This window comes from Pseudomonas sediminis (assembly GCF_039555755.1).
GTDB classification, from domain to species: Bacteria; Pseudomonadota; Gammaproteobacteria; order Pseudomonadales; family Pseudomonadaceae; genus Aquipseudomonas; species Aquipseudomonas mendocina_D.
The window spans coordinates 2,471,660-2,490,989 of sequence record NZ_CP154631.1; the positions used below are offsets into that span (position 1 = coordinate 2,471,660).

At 61.6% G+C, this 19,330-nt stretch carries 16 protein-coding genes, 2 tRNA genes and 2 pseudogenes; 18 read left to right on the forward strand and 2 right to left on the reverse strand.

The genetic code is table 11. The features are described from left to right. Positions 1 to 7: 7 nt before the first annotated feature. The 12 genes and pseudogenes from AAEQ75_RS11700 to AAEQ75_RS21980 all read left to right on the forward strand — a co-directional run bounded on the left by AAEQ75_RS11700 (position 8) and on the right by AAEQ75_RS21980 (position 13,115). Positions 8 to 1,435 carry an N-acetylmuramoyl-L-alanine amidase gene (locus AAEQ75_RS11700; protein ID WP_343348880.1) on the forward strand — a complete coding sequence of 476 codons (1,428 nt, stop codon included), beginning with the start codon at positions 8 to 10 and terminating at the stop codon, positions 1,433 to 1,435. Next, positions 1,435 to 3,315 (forward strand): DNA mismatch repair endonuclease MutL, encoded by a 1,881-nt coding sequence (gene mutL, locus AAEQ75_RS11705; protein ID WP_343348882.1) that lies wholly within the window; start codon positions 1,435 to 1,437, stop codon positions 3,313 to 3,315. The genes AAEQ75_RS11700 and mutL overlap by 1 nt, the downstream gene beginning before the upstream one ends. Before the next feature lie 53 nt (positions 3,316 to 3,368). Next, on the forward strand, positions 3,369 to 4,340 hold the full coding sequence (gene miaA / locus AAEQ75_RS11710; protein ID WP_256834425.1) for a tRNA (adenosine(37)-N6)-dimethylallyltransferase MiaA: 972 nt from the start codon (positions 3,369 to 3,371) through the stop codon (positions 4,338 to 4,340). Between the two features lie 101 nt (positions 4,341 to 4,441). Then, positions 4,442 to 4,702, forward strand: coding sequence for an RNA chaperone Hfq (gene hfq / locus AAEQ75_RS11715; protein ID WP_179575443.1), 261 nt, complete (start codon positions 4,442 to 4,444; stop codon positions 4,700 to 4,702). 12 nt (positions 4,703 to 4,714) lie between these two features. Beyond that, a complete protein-coding gene (gene hflX, locus AAEQ75_RS11720) occupies positions 4,715 to 6,016 on the forward strand; it encodes a ribosome rescue GTPase HflX (protein ID WP_343348885.1) in 1,302 nt (433 codons plus the stop codon). A gap of 97 nt (positions 6,017 to 6,113) precedes the next feature. Continuing rightward, positions 6,114 to 7,283 (forward strand): FtsH protease activity modulator HflK, encoded by a 1,170-nt coding sequence (gene hflK / locus AAEQ75_RS11725; protein WP_099522710.1) that lies wholly within the window; start codon positions 6,114 to 6,116, stop codon positions 7,281 to 7,283. Next, a complete protein-coding gene (hflC, locus tag AAEQ75_RS11730; protein ID WP_125833554.1) occupies positions 7,283 to 8,152 on the forward strand; it encodes a protease modulator HflC in 870 nt (289 codons plus the stop codon). Before hflK ends, hflC begins: the two co-directional genes overlap by 1 nt. A 105-nt stretch (positions 8,153 to 8,257) precedes the next feature. Beyond that, a pseudogene (locus tag AAEQ75_RS11735) lies at positions 8,258 to 8,443 on the forward strand (DUF2065 domain-containing protein). 37 nt (positions 8,444 to 8,480) lie between these two features. Then, on the forward strand, positions 8,481 to 9,668 hold the full coding sequence (locus AAEQ75_RS11740) for an ATP phosphoribosyltransferase regulatory subunit (protein WP_099522708.1): 1,188 nt from the start codon (positions 8,481 to 8,483) through the stop codon (positions 9,666 to 9,668). 56 nt (positions 9,669 to 9,724) lie between these two features. Then, on the forward strand, positions 9,725 to 11,020 hold the full coding sequence (locus tag AAEQ75_RS11745) for an adenylosuccinate synthase (protein ID WP_099522707.1): 1,296 nt from the start codon (positions 9,725 to 9,727) through the stop codon (positions 11,018 to 11,020). Positions 11,021 to 12,095: 1,075 nt separating this feature from the next. Next, positions 12,096 to 12,257, forward strand: a pseudogene (locus AAEQ75_RS21975) (HAMP domain-containing protein); the annotation flags it as partial. After that, positions 12,231 to 13,115, forward strand: coding sequence for a methyl-accepting chemotaxis protein (locus AAEQ75_RS21980; RefSeq protein ID WP_430523464.1), 885 nt, complete (start codon positions 12,231 to 12,233; stop codon positions 13,113 to 13,115). The pseudogene AAEQ75_RS21975 and the gene AAEQ75_RS21980, both read left to right, overlap by 27 nt. 226 nt (positions 13,116 to 13,341) lie before the next feature. On the opposite strand, the gene AAEQ75_RS11755 is transcribed toward AAEQ75_RS21980, so the two are convergent. Both AAEQ75_RS11755 and AAEQ75_RS11760 read right to left on the reverse strand, forming a co-directional pair. After that, positions 13,342 to 13,428, reverse strand: a tRNA-Leu gene (locus AAEQ75_RS11755). An 83-nt stretch (positions 13,429 to 13,511) separates the two neighbouring features. Beyond that, positions 13,512 to 13,598, reverse strand: a tRNA-Leu gene (locus tag AAEQ75_RS11760). A 207-nt stretch (positions 13,599 to 13,805) separates the two neighbouring features. Here AAEQ75_RS11760 and rnr point away from each other — a divergent pair. The 6 genes from rnr (at position 13,806) to rplI (ending at position 19,316) form a co-directional block, all read left to right on the forward strand. Further along, positions 13,806 to 16,313 (forward strand): ribonuclease R, encoded by a 2,508-nt coding sequence (rnr, locus tag AAEQ75_RS11765; RefSeq protein WP_343348892.1) that lies wholly within the window; start codon positions 13,806 to 13,808, stop codon positions 16,311 to 16,313. Beyond that, complete coding sequence (gene rlmB / locus AAEQ75_RS11770) at positions 16,310 to 17,062, forward strand: 23S rRNA (guanosine(2251)-2'-O)-methyltransferase RlmB (RefSeq protein WP_343348894.1); 753 nt, start codon at positions 16,310 to 16,312, stop codon at positions 17,060 to 17,062. Before rnr ends, rlmB begins: the two co-directional genes overlap by 4 nt. Before the next feature lie 174 nt (positions 17,063 to 17,236). After that, positions 17,237 to 17,659 carry a 30S ribosomal protein S6 gene (gene rpsF, locus AAEQ75_RS11775; protein ID WP_003246846.1) on the forward strand — a complete coding sequence of 141 codons (423 nt, stop codon included), beginning with the start codon at positions 17,237 to 17,239 and terminating at the stop codon, positions 17,657 to 17,659. Between the two features lie 28 nt (positions 17,660 to 17,687). Beyond that, positions 17,688 to 17,918 carry a 30S ribosomal protein S18 gene (rpsR, locus tag AAEQ75_RS11780; protein ID WP_003246847.1) on the forward strand — a complete coding sequence of 77 codons (231 nt, stop codon included), beginning with the start codon at positions 17,688 to 17,690 and terminating at the stop codon, positions 17,916 to 17,918. Positions 17,919 to 17,954: 36 nt separating this feature from the next. Then, complete coding sequence (locus AAEQ75_RS11785) at positions 17,955 to 18,848, forward strand: hypothetical protein (RefSeq protein ID WP_125878968.1); 894 nt, start codon at positions 17,955 to 17,957, stop codon at positions 18,846 to 18,848. A gap of 21 nt (positions 18,849 to 18,869) precedes the next feature. Beyond that, the gene (rplI, locus tag AAEQ75_RS11790) at positions 18,870 to 19,316 is read left to right on the forward strand and encodes a 50S ribosomal protein L9 (RefSeq protein WP_125833549.1); all 447 of its coding nucleotides are present in this window, start codon (positions 18,870 to 18,872) and stop codon (positions 19,314 to 19,316) included. Positions 19,317 to 19,330: the final 14 nt, after the last annotated feature.

The following is a 19,330-nucleotide window of genomic DNA, read 5'->3' on the forward strand; positions in this document are numbered from 1 at the left end:
AGAAGCGATGGGGTTGGTTATGCGCATAGGCGCGCTGGTTACCGCTGTGGGAGTGTTGTTGGCGGCCCTGGCTGCCGAGGCCCTGGCTGCCTCCGATATACGGAGCGTGCGTCTGTGGCGTGCCCCGGACAATACTCGCCTGGTCTTCGATCTGTCTGGGCCGGTACAGCACAGTGTGTTCACCCTGGCCGCACCTGATCGCATCGTCATCGATGTCACGGGTGCCAAGCTGGCCACCAATCTCGAGCAGCTTTCGCTGGCCAACACCCCGATCACCGGTGTGCGCTCGGCTCAGCGCAGCGCTGACGACCTGCGCGTGGTCATCGATTTGTCGGCGCCGGTGTCGCCGAAGAGTTTTACCCTGGCGCCTAATCAGCAATATGGCCATCGTCTGGTGGTCGATTTGTTCGACCAGGGCAGTGCGCCACCCGCCACGCAAACGCCCAGTATCGCCACCAGTGAACCTCCTGTGCCGGTCACGCCGACCCAGCCGCCACCCAAGTTGACGCCCGTGCCCAATGGCAAGCGCAATATCGTCGTCGCCATCGATGCCGGCCATGGTGGCGAGGACCCGGGTGCACTGTCGCCGGTCAAGGGGCAGTACGAAAAGAACGTGACGCTGGCCATTTCCAAAGAGTTGCAGCGGCAGATCAATGCCGAAAAAGGTTTCCGAGCCGAACTGGTCCGCACGGGGGATTATTTCATCCCGTTGCGTAAGCGCACCGAGATCGCGCGCAAGAAGGGTGCCGATCTATTCGTCTCCATTCATGCCGACGCGGCGCCGCGCTCCTCGGCGTTCGGCGCCTCGGTCTATGCCTTGTCTGAACGGGGTGCTACATCCGAGACCGCGCGCTGGCTGGCCGACGCCGAGAACCAGTCCGACCTGATCGGTGGCGCCGGCAACGTCAGCCTCGATGACAAGGACAAGATGCTTGCTGGTGTGTTGCTGGACCTGTCGATGACCGCTTCTCTGTCCTCCAGTCTCAATGTGGGGCAGAAGGTGTTGTCGAACATGGGCAGCATCACTCCGCTGCATAAGCGCCGTGTCGAGCAGGCAGGCTTCATGGTGCTGAAATCGCCGGATATTCCCTCGATTCTGGTGGAAACCGGCTTCATCTCCAATCCCAACGAGGCGAGAAAACTGCACACCGCCAGTCATCAGCAGGCGCTGGCCCGCTCGATTACTTCGGGGGTCAAACAGTTCTTCCACGAAAACCCACCGCCCGGCACCTACGTCGCTTGGTTGCGCGACGAAGGCAAGATCGCTGCTGGCCCGCGTGAGCATGTGGTGGCGCGTGGCGAGAGCCTGGCGCTGATCGCCCAGCGTTACCAGGTCGGCCTGGCCGCCCTGCGTAGTGCCAACAAGCTCAATGGTGACGTGATCAAGGTCGGCCAGACATTGCAGATACCCGCCACAGCGCTGGCAGCCCAGTAGTGAGTGTCATGTCCCGTATTCATTTGCTCAGCCCGCGCCTGGCCAACCAGATTGCTGCCGGCGAGGTGGTCGAGCGTCCGGCGTCGGTCGCCAAGGAATTGCTGGAAAACAGCCTGGATTCCGGTGCGCGACGCATCGATGTCGAAGTCGAGCAAGGTGGCGTCAAGCTGCTCAAGGTGCGCGACGACGGTGGCGGCATCGCCCCGGACGATCTGCCGCTGGCCTTGGCGCGCCACGCCACCAGCAAGATCCGTGAGTTGGAAGACCTCGAAGCCGTGCTCAGCATGGGCTTTCGTGGGGAGGCGTTAGCGTCGATCAGTTCGGTGTCGCGCCTGACCCTGACTTCGCGTACCGCAGATGCCGAGCAGGCCTGGCAGGTGGAAACCGAAGGCCGTGACATGGAGCCGCGGATACAGCCTGCCGCGCATCCAGTCGGCACCTCGGTGGAAGTGCGTGACCTGTTCTTCAATACCCCGGCGCGCCGCAAGTTCCTGCGTGCCGAGAAGACCGAGTTCGATCACCTGCAGGAAGTGATCAAGCGTCTGGCGTTGGCCCGCTTCGATGTCGGCTTCCACCTGCGTCACAACGGCAAGACCGTGTTTGCTCTGCACGAGGCGAGCGACGAGATCAGTCGTGCGCGCCGCGTCGCTTCAGTCTGTGGGCCGGCTTTTCTCGAACAGGCGTTGCCAATCGAGATCGAGCGCAGCGGTCTGCGTTTGTGGGGGTGGGTCGGATTGCCGACCTTCTCCCGTAGTCAGGCGGATCTGCAGTATTTCTACGTCAATGGACGCATGGTGCGCGACAAGCTGGTTGCGCATGCGGTGCGCCAGGCCTATCGCGACGTGCTGTTCAATGGTCGCCACCCGACCTTCGTGCTGTTTCTCGAAATCGATCCATCGACGGTGGACGTCAACGTTCACCCGACCAAGCATGAAGTACGTTTCCGCGACAGTCGCATGGTTCATGACTTCCTCTACGGCACATTGCATCGTGCCCTGGCCGATGTGCGCCCGGAGGATCAGGTGGCGGCCCCGGCGGCCATATCGCCCATGGTGCGCCCGACCGGCCAGGCCGCCGGGGAGTTCGGCCCGCAAGGCGAGATGGGCCTGGCCGCCAGCATACTTGAAACCCCGCAGGCCACTGCGCAGCCGGCCTGGCGCGGCAGTGGTGCTGGTTATCAGCAGCCTGCCGGTAACCCCGGCGTATCCGCTGGTGAAGCCCAGGCTGCATATCGCGAGTATTTTTCGCCACTGCCGGCTGCCCAGATTCAGCCCATGCCGCAGGAGCAGGGTGACATTCCACCACTCGGCTATGCCGTGGCGCAGCTCAAAGGCGTCTACATCCTCGCCGAAAACGCTCAGGGCCTGGTGGTGGTGGATATGCACGCCGCCCACGAGCGCATCACCTACGAACGCCTGAAACATGCCATGGCCAGCGAAGGTTTGCGTGGCCAGCCGTTGCTGGTGCCTGAGTCGATCGCCCTCAGTCAGCGCGAAGCCGATTGCGCCGAGGAGCATGGTGAATGGTTCCAGCGTCTGGGCTTCGAGCTGCAGCGCCTCGGTGAAGAAACCGTGGCGATTCGCCAGATTCCGGCCCTGCTCAAACAGGCCGAGGCCACCCAGTTGGTGCGTGATGTGCTGGCCGACCTACTGGAGTACGGCACCAGCGACCGCATCCAGGCGCATCTCAACGAACTGCTGGCGACCATGGCTTGTCATGGCGCGGTGCGCGCCAACCGGCGCCTGACCCTTCCCGAGATGAATGGCTTGCTGCGTGATATGGAGCAGACCGAGCGCAGCGGCCAGTGCAACCACGGGCGTCCGACCTGGACGCAACTCAGCATGGATCAGCTCGACAAGCTGTTCATGCGCGGCCAGTAATTGAATGAAGCCCTGAGTCAGGGGCGCCCGTCTTCGTGTTTCGAGTCATATCGATGTCTTCGCTTCCTCCTGCAATCTTCCTGATGGGGCCGACCGCTGCCGGCAAGACCGACCTGGCCCTGGAGCTCGCTCGTGTGTTGCCGTGCGACCTGATCAGCGTCGACTCGGCGCTGGTCTATCGCGGCATGGACATCGGCACGGCCAAGCCGGAGCGCGACGTTCTGGACGCGTTTCCCCATGCATTGATCGATATTCGTGACCCGGCCGAGAGCTATTCGGCGGCGGAATTTCGCACCGATGCGCTGGCCGCGATGGCTGAGAGTGCTGCGCGCGGGCGTATCCCCCTGTTGGTCGGCGGCACCATGCTCTACTACAAGGCCTTGTTGGAAGGGCTGGCTGATATGCCCAGTGCTGACCCGGCGATCCGCGCCGAGCTGGAGGCGCGTGCGGCGGCCGAAGGCTGGGAGGTGCTGCATCGGGAGCTGGCAGCGGTCGATCCGCAGTCCGCTGCGCGTATCCATCCCAATGATCCGCAGCGTCTGACTCGGGCGCTCGAGGTCTATCGCCTGAGCGGTATGAGCATGACCGAACATCGCCTGCGCCAGGCTGCAGGAAATCCCGATATGGGCACATCAGGCGCCGGGCAATTACCCTATACTGTTGTTCAGCTTGCTATCGCACCAGCGCAGCGTCAGGTTTTGCATGACCGCATCGCTCAACGATTTCGGGTGATGTTGGAACAGGGTTTCGTGGAAGAGGTCCAAGCCCTGCGTAGACGAAGTGACTTGCACGCGGGATTGCCGTCTATACGGGCGGTGGGTTATCGCCAGGTATGGGAATACCTCGATGGCGAGCTGTCCCGGGACGAAATGATCGAGCGGGGCATCATCGCTACTCGGCAACTGGCCAAGCGTCAGTTCACCTGGTTACGCGGTTGGGAGAACGTGCATTGGCTCGATAGCCTGGCCTGCGACAATCTGTCTCGCGTCTTGAAATACATGGGAAGCGTCTCCATATTGAAATGAGACCTTGCCGCTGGTCGTCTATCCTTTGGGGGTGGAACGGCCTGAAGTCATTGTTTACCTACTAAAACTATTGAAATTGATCCTCGAAAGGAGTGCGGCACATGTCAAAAGGGCATTCGCTACAAGACCCTTACCTGAATACCCTGCGTAAGGAACGCGTCCCTGTTTCCATCTATCTGGTCAACGGCATCAAGCTGCAGGGCCAGATCGAGTCCTTCGACCAGTTCGTCATCCTGCTGAAGAACACTGTCAGCCAGATGGTCTACAAGCATGCCATCTCCACCGTCGTGCCAAGCCGTCCGGTACGCCTGCCAAGCGCTGGCGACTCCGAGCAGGGCGATAGCGAGCCGGGTAACGTCTAATAGGGGGCTGCATTGTTCTTCGAGCGTCATGAGGGCGGTGAGCGGGCCATCCTGGTTCATCTGGAAGGCCAAGACTCCGAGGCGAGCGAAGATCCCCAGGAGTTCCAAGAATTGGCCATGTCGGCGGGTGCTGACATGGTCGCTTTCTTTAGCGTGCCCAGCAGTCGCTTGACTGCCAAATACCTTATCGGCAGCGGCAAGGTCGAGGAGTTGCGCGACCAAGTCAAGGCCATCGAAGCCGATCTGGTCATCTTCAATCACACCCTGACACCGAGCCAGGAGCGCAACCTCGAGCGCGCCTTCGAGTGTCGTGTGCTTGATCGTACGGGGTTGATCCTCGATATCTTCGCGCAGCGTGCGCGCACCCACGAAGGCAAGTTGCAGGTCGAGCTGGCTCAGCTCGATCACATGAGTACGCGCCTGGTGCGTGGTTGGACTCACCTCGAGCGGCAGAAGGGTGGTATCGGTCTGCGTGGTCCGGGTGAAACCCAGCTGGAAACCGACCGCCGCTTGCTGCGCGTGCGCATTCGCCAGATCAAGCAGAAACTCGAGAAGGTGCGCAGTCAGCGTGAGCAGGCGCGCCGTGGGCGCAGGCGCGCGGACATTCCTTCGGTTTCCCTGGTGGGGTACACCAACGCTGGCAAGTCCACGCTGTTCAATGCCCTCACTACCTCCGAGGTCTATGCGGCTGATCAGTTGTTCGCCACGCTCGACCCGACCTTGCGGCGTCTCGAACTCGACGACCTGGGGCCGATCGTGCTGGCCGATACCGTGGGTTTCATTCGTCACCTGCCGCACAAACTGGTCGAAGCCTTCCGTGCTACGTTGGAAGAGTCGAGCAACTCCGATCTGCTGCTGCACGTTATCGATGCCCATGAGCCCGAGCGTATGGCGCAGATCGAGCAGGTGCAGAACGTGCTCAAGGAGATCGGTGCACACGAATTGCCGATGCTCGAGGTATACAACAAGCTGGATTTGTTGGATGGTGTCGAGCCGCAGATCCAGCGCGATGCTGATGGCAAGCCGCTGCGTGTCTGGTTGTCGGCCCGTGAGGGGCGTGGCCTTGAACTGTTGCGTCAAGCAGTGGCGGAGCTGCTGGGTGAAGATTTGTTCGTCGCTACGCTGCAATTGCCGCAACGCTTGGGGCGACTGCGTGCGCAGTTCTTCGCGCTGGGGGCAGTGCAGAGCGAGGAGCATGACGAGTTGGGGCATAGCTTGCTGGCGGTACGTTTGCCGCGAGTCGAGCTCAATCGCCTGGTGAGTCGCGAAGGTTTGGAGCCTCAGGCCTTCATCGAGCAACATACTTTGCAATAAAGCCTGGGACAGTGGCTTTGCTGTCACCATAGGGCTTTGGGTAGCATTGGCCGGCGCGCCGTGGGCGCGCCTTCGCTTTATCAGTACGGAGAACGCTATGGCTTGGAATGAGCCGGGTGGCAACTCGAACAATCAAGACCCTTGGGGCGGCCGCAAAGGCGGTGGCCGGCAGGGGCCGCCGGATCTCGACGAAGCGTTCCGCAAACTGCAAGAAAGCCTCAATGGGCTGTTTGGCGGTGGCAAGAAACGTGGTGACGACGAATCCGGTCGCAGTGGCGGCGGCGGTGGCTTCGGCCTGCTGTTCGTCGGTCTTGGCCTGTTGGCGGTGGTATGGCTGTACAGCGCGATATATGTGGTGGATGAGCAGGAGCAGGCTGTGGTGCTGCGTTTCGGCAAGTACCACGAGACCGTTGGTCCTGGCCTGAATATCTATTTCCCGCCAATCGACCGCAAGTTCCAGGAAAACGTCACGCGTGAGCGCGCTTACAGCAAGCAGGGCGCCATGCTGACCGAAGACGAGAACATCATCGAAGTACCGCTGACCGTGCAGTACCGGGTGAGCAATCTGCAGGACTTCGTGCTCAACGTCGACCAGCCGGAAGTCAGCCTGCAGCACGCCACCGACAGTGCCGTGCGCCATGTGGTGGGTTCCACCGAGATGGACCAGGTGCTGACCGAAGGTCGTGAGCTGATGGCCAGTGAGGTGCGTGAGCGCCTGCAGCGTTTCCTCGACAACTACCGGACCGGTATCACCATCACTCAGGTGAACATCCAGAGCGCTGCTGCGCCGCGTGAAGTTCAGGAAGCCTTCGATGACGTGATCCGTGCCCGTGAAGACGAGCAGCGCGAGAAGAACCAGGCCGAGTCGTACGCCAACGGCGTCATTCCGGAAGCGCGTGGTCAGGCCCAGCGTCTGCTGGAAGAGGCCAACGGTTACCGTGATGAAATCATCGCCCGCGCTCAAGGTGAGGCGGATCGTTTCACCAAATTGGTCACCGAGTACCGCAAGGCGCCTGAGATCACTCGTGAGCGTCTGTACATCGACACCATGCAGGAAGTGATGAGCAACACCAGCAAGGTTCTGGTCACCGGTGACAAGGGGCAGAACAACCTGCTCTACCTGCCGCTAGACAAGATGATCGACAGCCGTGGTGGCGCTTCTTCCTCCAGCTCCGCCAACAGCAGCAATTCGACAACGCGTGATCCGGCCGTGCCGCTGAGCAGCGATCTGTCGCAGCGTAATCTGCGTACCCGGGAGGGCCGTTGATGAACAACAAGTCCCTGATCGGCCTGATCGTGGCCGTGGTTGTGGCCCTGGTGGCATGGAACAGCTTCTATATCGTGGCTCAGACCGAGCGTGCGGTATTGCTGCAGTTCGGCCGCGTGGTTCAGCCTGATGTGCAGCCTGGTCTGCATGTGAAGATTCCTTACGTCAACCAGGTGCGCATCTTCGACGGTCGTCTGCTGACGCTGGATTCAACTTCCTCGCGCTTCCTGACTCTGGAGAAGAAAGCGCTGATGGTCGATGCCTACGCCAAATGGCGGGTGAAGGATGCCGAGCGTTTCTATCAGGCGACGTCTGGTATGAAACAAGTGGCAGACGAGCGTCTGGCGCGTCGTCTGGAGGCATCGCTGCGTGACCAGTTTGGTAAGCGCACTCTGCACGAGTCGGTATCTGGTGAGCGTGATGCGCTGATGGCCGATGTGACCGCGACCCTCAACCGCGCTGCCGAGCGTGAGCTGGGTATCGAAGTGGTCGACGTGCGAGTCAAGGCTATCGACCTGCCGCGCGAAGTGAACCGCAGCGTGTTCGAGCGGATGAGCACCGAACGTGAGCGTGAGGCTCGCGAGCATCGCGCCAAGGGTCGTGAGCTGGCTGAAGGTATTCGCGCCGACGCCGACCGTCAGCGCCGCGTGCTGCTGGCTGAAGCCTATCGTGAAGCTGAAGAGCTGCGCGGTGACGGTGATGCTCAGGCTGCTTCCATTTACGCCCGCGCCTACGGTCAGGATCAGGAGTTCTACTCCTTCTACCGTAGTCTGCAGGCTTACCGCGAAAGCTTCGCTGACAAGCGTGATGTGCTGGTGCTTGACCCGAGTAGCGATTTCTTCCGCTACCTGGAAAAGTCCAAGCGTTGATCGGCAACCCTGGCGGCGCGATGCGTCGCCAGGGTGACCTCGAAGTAAAACGTGGTATCATGCGGCAGCCGGGAAAATCCCGGCTTTTTTGCGTCTGTGGGAATCATGTGGCAGGAACTCGGCATCGCGTTGTGTCTGGTATTGGTGCTGGAAGGCATCCTGCCCTTCCTCTAGCCGCGCCATTGGCGCGGAGCGGTCATGCAGGCAGCTCGTCTGCCCGACCGTCGACTGCGCCTTATGGGGCTGACCAGCATGCTGCTGGGTACTGCCCTTCTATATCTGCTTCACTGAAGGCTTGTGCCGCCCGGATCGAGAGGGGAATGGCGAAATGGCAACGGTAGACCGCTGGCTGCTGCCAGATGGCATCGAAGAAGTACTGCCGCCGGAAGCGGCACGCATCGAGGCGGCACGCCGTCAGGTGCTGGACCTGTTCCAACGTTGGGGTTACGAGTTCGTCGTCACCCCCCATATCGAGTACCTGGAATCTCTGTTGACTGGCGCCGGTCAGGATCTCGACCTGCGCACCTTCAAGGTCACCGATCCGCTGTCCGGTCGGCAGATGGGCTTTCGTGCTGACATCACGCCGCAGGTGGCGCGTATCGACGCGCACACCTTGCGCCGCGAAGGGCCTAGCCGCCTGTGCTATGCCGGCAGCGTGCTGCATGCGCAGCCGCGTGCGCTGACTACATCGCGCAGCCCGATCCAGTTGGGTGCCGAGCTCTATGGCGACGCCAGTCCGGCCAGTGATATCGAGGTGATCAGCCTGCTGGTCGAGACCCTCGAACTGGCCGCAGTGCCGGACGTGCACATGGACCTCGGTCATGTCGGCATCTACCGTGGCCTGGCGCACGCCGCTGGTCTGTCTGGTGAGGCCGAGCAGCAGTTGTTCGATGCGCTGCAGCGCAAGGCGATGGATGAAATCGAAAGCCTGACCGCGGCATTACCGGCTGGGCTGGGCAGCATGCTGCGCTCGCTTGCCGAACTATGTGGTGGCCGCGAGGTGCTGGATCTGGCCCAGGCCGTGTTGGTCGAGGCGCCGGATGCGGTGCATGCTGCGCTCGATGAGCTGGTGGCCATTGCTGATGCGCTGGAGCTGCGTTATCCAGAATTGCCGCTGTACTTCGACCTCGGCGAGCTGCGCGGCTACAACTACCACACCGGTGTGGTGTTCGCGGCGTTCGTACCGGGCGAGGGCGGAGCCATCGCTCAGGGTGGTCGTTACGACGATACCGGCGCGGTATTCGGTCGTGCACGCCCGGCTACTGGCTTCTCTACCGACCTCAAGACCCTGGTCACCCTGGGTGACATGCGTGTGGATGAGACGGTCAGCGGCGTCTGGGCGCCGGATAATCATGATCTCTATCTGTGGCAGGCTGTTCGTCGTCTGCGTGGTGAGGGAGAGCGCGTGGTACAGGCGCTGCCTGGGCAGAGCGAGGCCGATGCGCGCGAGGCGGGCTGTGATCGCCTGCTGGCGCTGCGTGATGGACGTTGGCAGGTGGCGCCCCTGGCGTCCTGAATTCATTTTCGCCGGCCCGCGGCCGGCATCGAAGCTTGCGCGAAGAGGACAAGTTTATGGGTAAGAATGTCGTCGTCCTGGGCACCCAATGGGGTGATGAGGGCAAGGGCAAGATCGTCGACCTGCTCACCGAGCAGGCCGCTGCAGTCGTGCGTTATCAGGGTGGTCACAACGCGGGTCACACCCTGGTGATCAACGGTGAGAAGACCGTCCTGCACCTGATTCCGTCCGGCATCCTGCGTGAAGGCGTTGAGTGCCTGATCGGCAATGGTGTGGTCGTCGCGCCCGACGCCCTGATGCGCGAAATCACCAAGCTGGAAGAGAAGGGTGTGCCGGTGCGTGAGCGCCTGCGTATCAGCCCGGCCTGTCCGCTGATCCTGTCTTACCACGTAGCGCTGGATCAGGCGCGCGAAAAGGCCCGTGGTGACGCCAAGATCGGTACTACCGGTCGCGGTATCGGCCCGGCCTACGAAGACAAGGTCGCGCGTCGCGGTCTGCGTGTCGGTGACCTGTTCCACCGCGAGCGTTTCGCCGCCAAACTGGGCGAGCTGCTGGACTACCACAACTTTCAGCTGGTCAATTTCTACAAAGAGCCGGCCATCGACTTCCAGAAGACCCTGGATGAGTGCATGGAATACGCCGAGCTGCTCAAGCCGATGATGGCTGATGTCACTGCGGTTCTGCATGACCTGCGTCGTGGCGGCAAGGACATCATGTTCGAGGGCGCCCAGGGCTCCCTGCTGGATATCGACCACGGTACCTACCCCTACGTCACCAGCTCCAACACCACTGCTGGTGGCATTGCAACTGGCTCCGGTTTCGGCCCGCTGTACCTGGATTACATCCTCGGCATCACCAAGGCCTACACCACCCGTGTCGGCTCCGGTCCGTTCCCGACCGAGCTGTTCGATGACGTCGGCGCCTTCCTGGCCAAGCGTGGTCATGAGTTCGGTGCCACCACTGGCCGCGCCCGCCGTTGCGGCTGGTTCGATGCGGTGATCCTGCGTCGCGCCATCGAGATCAACAGCATCTCCGGCCTGTGCCTGACCAAGCTGGACGTGCTCGACGGCCTGGAAACCATCCGCATCTGCACCGGTTACAAGGATGCCAATGGCCAGGTGCTGGTCGATGCGCCGACCGACGCCGACAGCTACATCGGCCTGCAGCCGGTGTACGAGGAAATGCCGGGCTGGAGCGAATCCACCCTGGGCGCAAAGACCCTGGAAGACTTGCCGGCAGCTGCGCGTGCCTACATCAAGCGCGTTGAAGAGCTGGTCGGTGCGCCGATCGATATCATCTCCACCGGCCCGGACCGCAACGAGACCATCGTGCTGCGTCATCCGTTCGCCTGATCGAGAGATTCTCGAGTCGCACAGGAGCCGCCTTCGGGCGGCTTTTTTGTGCTCGCCCGTACGGGGTCCTGGCTGGTGCGCTGGGCATGCGCTTTGCTTGTATTCAATAAATCCCGGAAGTCGCCGTTATAGCTGTTACGGTCGTTGAGGAGTGTCCCCCGTGTTCGCCATCGTTTCCATGTTGCGTAGCCGTCTGCTGCGTCCGGTGTTCGTTGCGCTTGGTCTGGCCATGTTGGTACAGGTCGGTTTGGCTGTCTGGCTGATGCGTGCGTCGGTCGATGGCATGGTCGAGGATCTGGCGCAGCGCCTGGGCGGCGAGAGCAGGCGCCTTGGTGAAGAGCTGAACATGGCCGAGCGCGAGATGAGTCAGGGGCTTGCGGCCTTGTCGAGCAGCACTCGCACTCGCCTGGGCGAAGGGCTTTCCACCCAGTTGAAGAGCGAGCAGGCGCAACTGCGTGCGGTGCTGGAGGGTAACCTCAAGCAATCCGGTCAGGCGCTGGCACAACTGCTGGCGGGTGTTGCGCCGAAGTCCATCTGGGATCTGGACATTCCTGCGCTGACGGCGCTTACCCGAATCGCCCAGCAGGACCCAGTGGTGCTATTCGCCATCATCTATGACGCCGAAGGCAAGCGCCTGACGCGCAATTTCAATCGTAGTAATGCGCAGGTGCGCGAGCTGGTCGCTGCTGGGCAGGGTGGCTCGCCGCTGGAGAGGCTGGTCGAAGCAGCGTCGCGTGATCCGCGCGTGTACGTGGTTGAGGCGCAAATCAGTCCGATGGGAGCGTCGATCGGCAAGGTGCAGATGGGCCTGTCGCTGGATCTGGTGGAGAAGGAGTTGACCGCGCTGGACGGCCGCTTTGCTGCTTTGGTCAACGGTGCTGGTGAGCTGGTCGATAGCAGTCTGGCTGGCGCTTCCGAAGAAGCGACCGGCGCGCTGCGTGAGCGCCTGCAGTCGGCCGAGCGCTACACCCAGGAAATGGCGCGTAACGGTGGTGAGTCGGTGCGCGTGGCGGCGGATTCGCTACGCTGGAACATCGCCCTCGGCTTGTTGATCGTAGGGGCGTTGGCAATGGTAATGGTCGCTGTGGTATTGGGCTGGCGAGTGCTGAATCGCCTGCGTCTGCTCAGTGCGGCGCTCAATGACCTGGCGGCGGGCGAGGGGGATCTGACTCGCCGCGTGAGTATCGATAGTCAGGATGAAGTTGGCGAAATGGCCGATGCGGTCAATCGCTTCATCGCCAAGCTGCAACCCATTGTGCGTGAGTCTGGCGAGGTGGCGTTGCGCACTGGCGAGCAGATTCGCAGCCTGACTCAGCGCGGCGTGGCGGCCGAGGCCGCTGCTGGTCGTCAGCGCGATGAGGTGGCGGGCAGCCTGCAGGCGTTGGAGCAAATGGCCGATGAGGCGCAGGCGGAAAGCCAGGCCATGCAGGATGCGCTGCAGCGTGTCGATACCATCCGCCAGGCCGCGCACGAAAATGCGGCGATTGCTCGGCGTCTGTCCGCGCTGATCGAGGGCTTGGTGGCGCGGGTGGCTGATGGTTCGGCGGTGATCGAGCGGCTGGCCAAGCAGAGCGAGCAGATCGAGGTGGTACTGACGGTGATTCAGTCCATCGCCGAACAGACCAACCTGCTCGCGCTCAACGCGGCCATCGAAGCGGCGCGGGCTGGTGAGAGTGGGCGTGGTTTTGCGGTAGTGGCCGACGAGGTGCGCGCGCTGGCAAGCAAGACCCAGCAGTCCACTGGCGATATCCAGACGCATATCGCGGCATTGCAGCGTGGCGCGCAGGAGGCGGTTGCTGCCATCGCTCAGGCAGGTGTGCAGGGCAGCGAGGGGTTGGAGGTGCTGCGTGACAGTGCGCGCCTGCAGCAGTCGGTGCAGCAATCGGTGGATGATGTGCACGGCGCCATCAATGCGGCAACTCAGGCGGCGGCGCATCAGGCAGAAGGTGCAGGCGCTGTGCGTGGGCGTGTCGAGACCATTCATGCCGAAGCGCAGCATGCTGCCGAGGCGGTGGCAGCGATTGCCGGCAATGCCCGGGCGTTGGATGAGCTGGCAGCGCAGCTCAAGGCCAGCCTGGGGCAATTCAAGGTCTGAGGGGCTGTGTAGGAGTGAGCTCTGCTCGCGAAGCTTTTGCAAGAGGATCGTAGGGCATACTCGCCGAAGGCAGTACGCCGATGCTGAGATTTTAGTTGCCTGGCGGAGCGCTGGCGGACTGTTCGCTGGCGCTCCTTAGTCCGCCCTATGGTCTGGCAAGAGCTCGCTACTGCGTTTTTTTGTGGGCAATAAAAAACCGAGTCATGCGACTCGGTTTTTTGAATTTTGGTGCCCAGGAGAAGACTCGAACTTCCACGGCCGTTAAGCCACTGATACCTGAAACCAGCGCGTCTACCAATTCCGCCACCTGGGCACTGCAGCAATGTTCGTCGTTACCGACACGGAGCGTTGCATCCGTTATTTGCAAAATGGCTTATCAGACCACTTCACGAAATTTGGTGCCCAGGAGAAGACTCGAACTTCCACGGCCGTTAAGCCACTGATACCTGAAACCAGCGCGTCTACCAATTCCGCCACCTGGGCACAGAAACCGATGAATCATCATCTGCTTCGTGTTACAACGTCTGCTCGACGCTGTGGGCGCGAACTATACGGGCGGGCATTTACCTTGTAAACCCCTGCCCCCAAAAAAATTATTGTCACCGGAAAAGCTGCCCCGGATGCCTTTTTCGCGCTTCAATAGGCATATGGCATACACCTTTATACATAAGCACAGGTAATCCTCCTTACATGGCCGATTGGCAATCCCTCGATCCCGAGGCCGCCCGCGAGGCGGAAAAATACGACAACCCCATCCCCAGCCGTGAGCTGATCCTTTCGCACCTGGCCGAGCGCGGCGCGCCTGCCAGTCGTGAACAACTGGTCGAAGAGTTCGGTTTGCATACCGACGATCAGCTCGAAGCGCTGCGCCGCCGTCTGCGCGCCATGGAGCGTGACGGTCAACTCATCTATACCCGCCGCGGCACTTACGCCCCGGTGGACAAGCTCGACCTGATCTGCGGCCGCATCAGTGGTCACCGCGACGGCTTCGGCTTCCTCGTGCCGGATGACGGCAGCGACGACCTGTTCCTCAGCCCGGCGCAGATGCGCCTGGTGTTCGATCGCGATCGCGCATTGGTGCGGGTCGCGGGTTTCGACCGGCGTGGCCGCCGTGAAGGCGGTATCGTCGAGGTGATCGAACGCGCTCATGAGAGCATCGTTGGCCGTTACTACGAAGAAAACGGCATCGGTTTCGTCATCCCCGACAATCCCAAGATCCAGCAGGAAGTGCTGGTCACCCCGGGCCGTACTGCAGGTGCGCGTATCGGTCAGTTCGTTGAAATCAAGATCACTCACTGGCCAACCCAGCGCTTCCAGCCGCAGGGCGACATCGTCGAGGTCATCGGCAACTACATGGCTCCGGGTATGGAGATCGACGTAGCGCTGCGCAGCTACGACATCCCGCACGTCTGGCCTGAGGCCGTGGTCAAGGAAGCGCGCAAGCTCAAGTCTGAAGTGGAAGAGAAGGACAAGGAGAAACGCGTCGACCTGCGTCATCTGCCCTTCGTCACCATCGATGGCGAAGACGCGCGTGACTTCGACGACGCCGTGTACTGCGAGAAGAACAGCAGCCGCTGGAAGCTGTTCTCCGGTGGCTGGAAACTCTACGTGGCCATCGCCGACGTGTCGCACTACGTCAAGGTCGGTTCGGCGCTGGACGTCGAGGCGGTCGAGCGTGGCAACTCGGTGTACTTTCCTGAGCGCGTCGTGCCGATGCTGCCGGAGGAGCTGTCCAACGGCCTGTGCTCGCTCAATCCGCACGTTGATCGCCTGGCCATGGTTTGCGAAATGACCATGTCCAAGAGCGGCCAGATGGTCGACTATAAGTTCTACGAGGCGGTGATCCACTCCCATGCGCGCCTGACCTACAACAAGGTCAGCCTGATGCTGGAAGATCCCAAAAGCAGCGAGGGCAAGTCCCTGCGCAGCGAATACAAGGAAGTCCTGCCGCACCTCAACCAGCTCTATGCGTTGTATCAGGTGCTGATTGCGGCTCGTCACGAGCGCGGCGCCATCGACTTCGAAACGCAGGAGACGCGCATCATCTTCGGTGAGGATCGCAAGATCGCCGAGATCCGTCCGACCCAGCGCAACGACGCGCACAAGCTGATCGAGGAGTGCATGCTGGCCGCCAACGTGGCCACCGCGCGCTTCATGCAGGATCACGAGATCCCGTCGTTGTACCGTGTGCACGACGGCCCGCCGCTGGAGCGCCTGGAGAAGCTCAAGGCGTTCCTCGGCGAGCTGGGTCTGTCGCTGCAGCGCGGCAAGTCCAAAGACGGTCCGTCGCCCAAGGACTACCAGCGACTGCTGGAAAGCATTCGCGAGCGCCCGGACTATCACCTGATCCAGACCGTGATGCTGCGTTCGCTGAGCCAGGCGGTATACAGCGCGCAGAACGAAGGGCACTTCGGTCTCAATTACGATGCTTATACCCACTTCACCTCGCCGATCCGTCGCTACCCGGACCTGCTGGTGCACCGCGCCATTCGCAGCGTGATCCGCTCCAAGCGCGACACCAAGCACGTCGAGCGTGCGGGTGCGGCGATCATGCCCAAGGCACGCATCTATCCGTACGATGAGGCGACCCTGGAGAAACTCGGCGAGCAGTGCTCGATGACCGAGCGCCGTGCCGATGAAGCGACGCGTGACGTGGTCAACTGGCTCAAGTGCGAGTTCATGCAGGATCGCGTCGGTGAGACGTTTGCCGGTGTGATCACGGCGGTGACTGGTTTCGGCATCTTTGTCGAGCTGCGTGACATCTACGTCGAAGGCCTGGTGCACGTGACCGCGTTGCCGGCCGACTACTACCACTTCGATCCGGTTCACCATCGCCTATCCGGCGAGCGTAGCGGCCGCAGCTTCCGCCTTGGCGACAGTGTCGAGGTCAAGGTAATGCGTGTCGATCTGGACGAGCGCAAGATCGACTTCGAGCTGAGCCAGGACAAGGCCGGCAAGGGTGATGATGCGCGTCGCGGTGGCAAGCTGAATGGCATGGGCAATACCGACGTGCAGAAAAGCCGGGACGTGAAGAAAGCGTTGTTGGCTGGCGCCAAGGCTGGCAAGGGTGCGAGTGGCAAGGGTGCTGCCGGCAAGTCGGCGAGCAAGTCGGCCGGTAGTTCGCGCAAAGGCTCCGGGCGTGGCGACAGTGCCTCGCCGCCTGCCGGTAAGCCGCGCAAGCGTAAGGCCAAGTCATGAGTGATCTGGAAAAGATCTACGGCGTACATGCCGTAGAAGCCTTGCTGCGTCATCACCCCAAGCGGGTGAAGCAGGTCTGGCTGGCCGATGGTCGCAGTGATCCTCGGGTGCAACCCTTGCTGGAGCTGGCTGCGCAGTCTCGCGTAAAAGTTGGGCAGTGCGAGCGCCGTGAGATGGATGTCTGGGTCGAGGGCGTGCATCAGGGTGTGGTTGCCGATGTCAGCCCCAGCCAGGTCTGGGGCGAGGCGATGCTCGAGGAGCTGCTCGATCGTTGCGAAGGCCCGCCTTTGCTGTTGGTGCTCGATGGCGTGACCGATCCGCACAACCTGGGTGCCTGCCTGCGCACGGCGGATGCCGCTGGCGCGTTGGCGGTGATCGTGCCCAAGGACAAGTCGGCCACCCTCAATGCCACGGTGCGCAAGGTCGCTTGTGGCGCTGCCGAGGTGATTCCGCTGGTGGCGGTGACCAACCTGGCGCGCAGCCTGGAGAAGTTGCAGCAGCGTGGCCTGTGGGTTGTGGGTACGGCCGGCGAGGCCGAGCAGGAGGTCTATCAGCAGGACATGACCGGGCCGACGGTGCTGATCATGGGCGCCGAGGGCAAGGGCATGCGCCGCTTGACCCGAGAGCACTGCGATTATCTGGTCAAACTGCCCATGGCCGGCAGTGTCAGCAGCCTCAACGTCTCGGTGGCCACCGGTGTCTGTCTGTTCGAAGCGGTGCGTCAGCGTCAGGCCAAGCGCAAGGGCTGACTGCTCAAATAATCGCCAATTCGTCTTGCGTGCGACAGGGGGCTTCTCTAGAATGGCGCCCCTTGCCGTGACGGCAGGCCTTTTCGCGCCTACCGCCCGGCAAGCTCATCACGAGAAAACCCACTCCTTGCCTGACCACCTTAGTTGGCAGGCTACAACCCGTAAGGAGCATTTATGCGTCATTACGAAATCATCTTTCTGGTTCACCCGGACCAGAGCGAGCAAGTCGGCGGCATGGTCGAGCGTTACACCAAGCTGATCGAAGAAGACGGTGGCAAGATTCACCGCCTGGAAGATTGGGGCCGTCGTCAGCTGGCTTACGCCATCAACAACGTCCACAAAGCCCACTACGTGATGCTCAACGTAGAGTGCACCGGCAAGGCCCTGGCCGAGCTGGAAGACAACTTCCGCTACAACGACGCCGTGATCCGTAACCTGGTCATCCGTCGCGACGAGGCCGTCACTGGCCAGTCCGAGATGCTGAAGGCCGAAGAAAACCGCAGTGAGCGCCGCGAGCGTCGTGAACGTCCTGAAAACGCCGAGTCCAACGACGGCGATGACAGCGACAGCAACGACAGCGACAACGCTGACGAGTAATCCACGGATCTATTGAGGAGCCAATCACATGGCACGTTTCTTCCGTCGTCGTAAATTCTGCCGCTTCACCGCTGAAGACGTGAAAGAGATCGATTTCAAAGATCTCAACACCCTGAAAGCCTACATCTCGGAAACCGGCAAAATCGTTCCTAGCCGTATCACCGGTACCAAGGCTCGTTATCAGCGTCAGCTGGCCACCGCTATCAAGCGCGCCCGCTTCCTGGCCCTGCTGCCCTACACCGACAGCCACGGCCGCTGAGACCGGACAGTCGACAAGAGTTAAGGAATAGATCGCATGCGCGCCCTGGCTGAATACATCATGCGCGGCCGTATGCAGGCCACCCTCGTGGTGGTGGGATCGGCAGCGATGCCGCTGTTGTTCTGGTTGAGTGCAGCCGCTGGCAGCCTGGTGCTGCTGCGGCGTGGAGCCAGTGATGCCATCGGCATCCTGGCCTGGGCCCTGCTACCGGCGATTGCCTGGTGGTATTTCGGCGAACCGCGCACCTTGCTGGTGCTGGTCGGCGCGCTGGGGTTGGCGTTGTTGTTGCGCGCCAACTGGACCTGGAACCGCATACTGCTGAGCAGTGTGGCACTGGGCCTGGTGTATGGATTTGTCCTTGGGGCAGTGTTCCGCGAACCCATCGCGGCCATGGCCGGTGAGCTGCAGAAGCTACTGCCGACCATGTTCGATGGGGCTCACCAGCAATTGTCGGTGAGTGAACGCGAGCGTCTCGAGGCTTTGATCGCACCGGTGCTGACCGGATTGCTGGCGGCCTTGCTGCAGATTCTGAGCTTGCTGAGCCTGATCCTTGGGCGTTACTGGCAGGCCGTGTTGTACAACCCTGGCGGTTTTGGTCGCGAGTTCCGCGCCCTGAGACTGCCGCTGCCGCAGGCGCTGTTGCTGCTGGCGGGCATGATCCTAGGTCCCAATCTGGGGCCGCAGTTGGCCATGCTCACGCCGCTGTGCAGTGTGCCACTGCTGTTCGCCGGGATCGCCCTGGTGCATGGCTTGGTAGAAAAGGGTGGGCTCGCTCGCTTCTGGCTGGTGGGCATGTACATCACGCTCCTGCTGTTCATGCAGCTGATCTATCCGTTACTGGTGGTCTTGGCCATCGTCGACAGTCTGTTTGATTTTCGCGGTCGCCTGGCGCGCAAGAATGGCCCGGGCTCTGCGAACGGTGAAGGTTAAAAGTTAAGAGGTAAGACCCAAATGGAAGTCATCCTGCTGGAAAAAATCGCCAATCTGGGCAACCTGGGCGACAAAGTGAACGTTAAAGCCGGTTACGGCCGTAACTTCCTGCTGCCGCAAGGCAAAGCCACCGCTGCCACCGAAGCCAACGTTGCTGCTTTCGAAGCACGTCGCGCCGAGCTGGAAAAAGCTGCTGCCGAGAAGAAAGCTTCTGCTGAAACTCGCGCTGCTCAGCTGGCAGAGCTGGAAGTCACCATCACCGCCACCGCTGGCGATGAAGGCAAGCTGTTCGGTTCCATCGGCACCCACGACATCGCTGACGCCCTGACCGCCTCCGGCGTGGAAGTGGCCAAAGCTGAAGTTCGTCTGCCGAACGGCACCATTCGCCAGGTTGGCGAATACGACGTAGCTGTGCACCTGCACACCGACGTCGAAGCCACCGTCAAGGTGATCGTGGTCGCTGCTTAATCAAGTAGCCGCCA

Excerpts from the sequence above, each read along its gene's own strand:
- AAEQ75_RS11700 (WP_343348880.1), top strand. The coding sequence starts at position 8 with ATGGGGTTGGTTATGCGCATAGGCGCGCTGGTTACCGCTGTGGGAGTG.
- miaA (WP_256834425.1), top strand. The coding sequence starts at position 3,369 with ATGTCTTCGCTTCCTCCTGCAATCTTCCTGATGGGGCCGACCGCTGCC.
- hfq (WP_179575443.1), top strand. The coding sequence starts at position 4,442 with ATGTCAAAAGGGCATTCGCTACAAGACCCTTACCTGAATACCCTGCGT.
- hflK (WP_099522710.1), top strand. The coding sequence starts at position 6,114 with ATGGCTTGGAATGAGCCGGGTGGCAACTCGAACAATCAAGACCCTTGG.
- hflC (WP_125833554.1), top strand. The coding sequence starts at position 7,283 with ATGAACAACAAGTCCCTGATCGGCCTGATCGTGGCCGTGGTTGTGGCC.
- AAEQ75_RS11740 (WP_099522708.1), top strand. The coding sequence starts at position 8,481 with ATGGCAACGGTAGACCGCTGGCTGCTGCCAGATGGCATCGAAGAAGTA.
- AAEQ75_RS11745 (WP_099522707.1), top strand. The coding sequence starts at position 9,725 with ATGGGTAAGAATGTCGTCGTCCTGGGCACCCAATGGGGTGATGAGGGC.
- AAEQ75_RS21980 (WP_430523464.1), top strand. The coding sequence starts at position 12,231 with ATGGCCGATGCGGTCAATCGCTTCATCGCCAAGCTGCAACCCATTGTG.
- rnr (WP_343348892.1), top strand. The coding sequence starts at position 13,806 with ATGGCCGATTGGCAATCCCTCGATCCCGAGGCCGCCCGCGAGGCGGAA.
- rlmB (WP_343348894.1), top strand. The coding sequence starts at position 16,310 with ATGAGTGATCTGGAAAAGATCTACGGCGTACATGCCGTAGAAGCCTTG.
- rpsF (WP_003246846.1), top strand. The coding sequence starts at position 17,237 with ATGCGTCATTACGAAATCATCTTTCTGGTTCACCCGGACCAGAGCGAG.
- rpsR (WP_003246847.1), top strand. The coding sequence starts at position 17,688 with ATGGCACGTTTCTTCCGTCGTCGTAAATTCTGCCGCTTCACCGCTGAA.
- AAEQ75_RS11785 (WP_125878968.1), top strand. The coding sequence starts at position 17,955 with ATGCGCGCCCTGGCTGAATACATCATGCGCGGCCGTATGCAGGCCACC.
- rplI (WP_125833549.1), top strand. The coding sequence starts at position 18,870 with ATGGAAGTCATCCTGCTGGAAAAAATCGCCAATCTGGGCAACCTGGGC.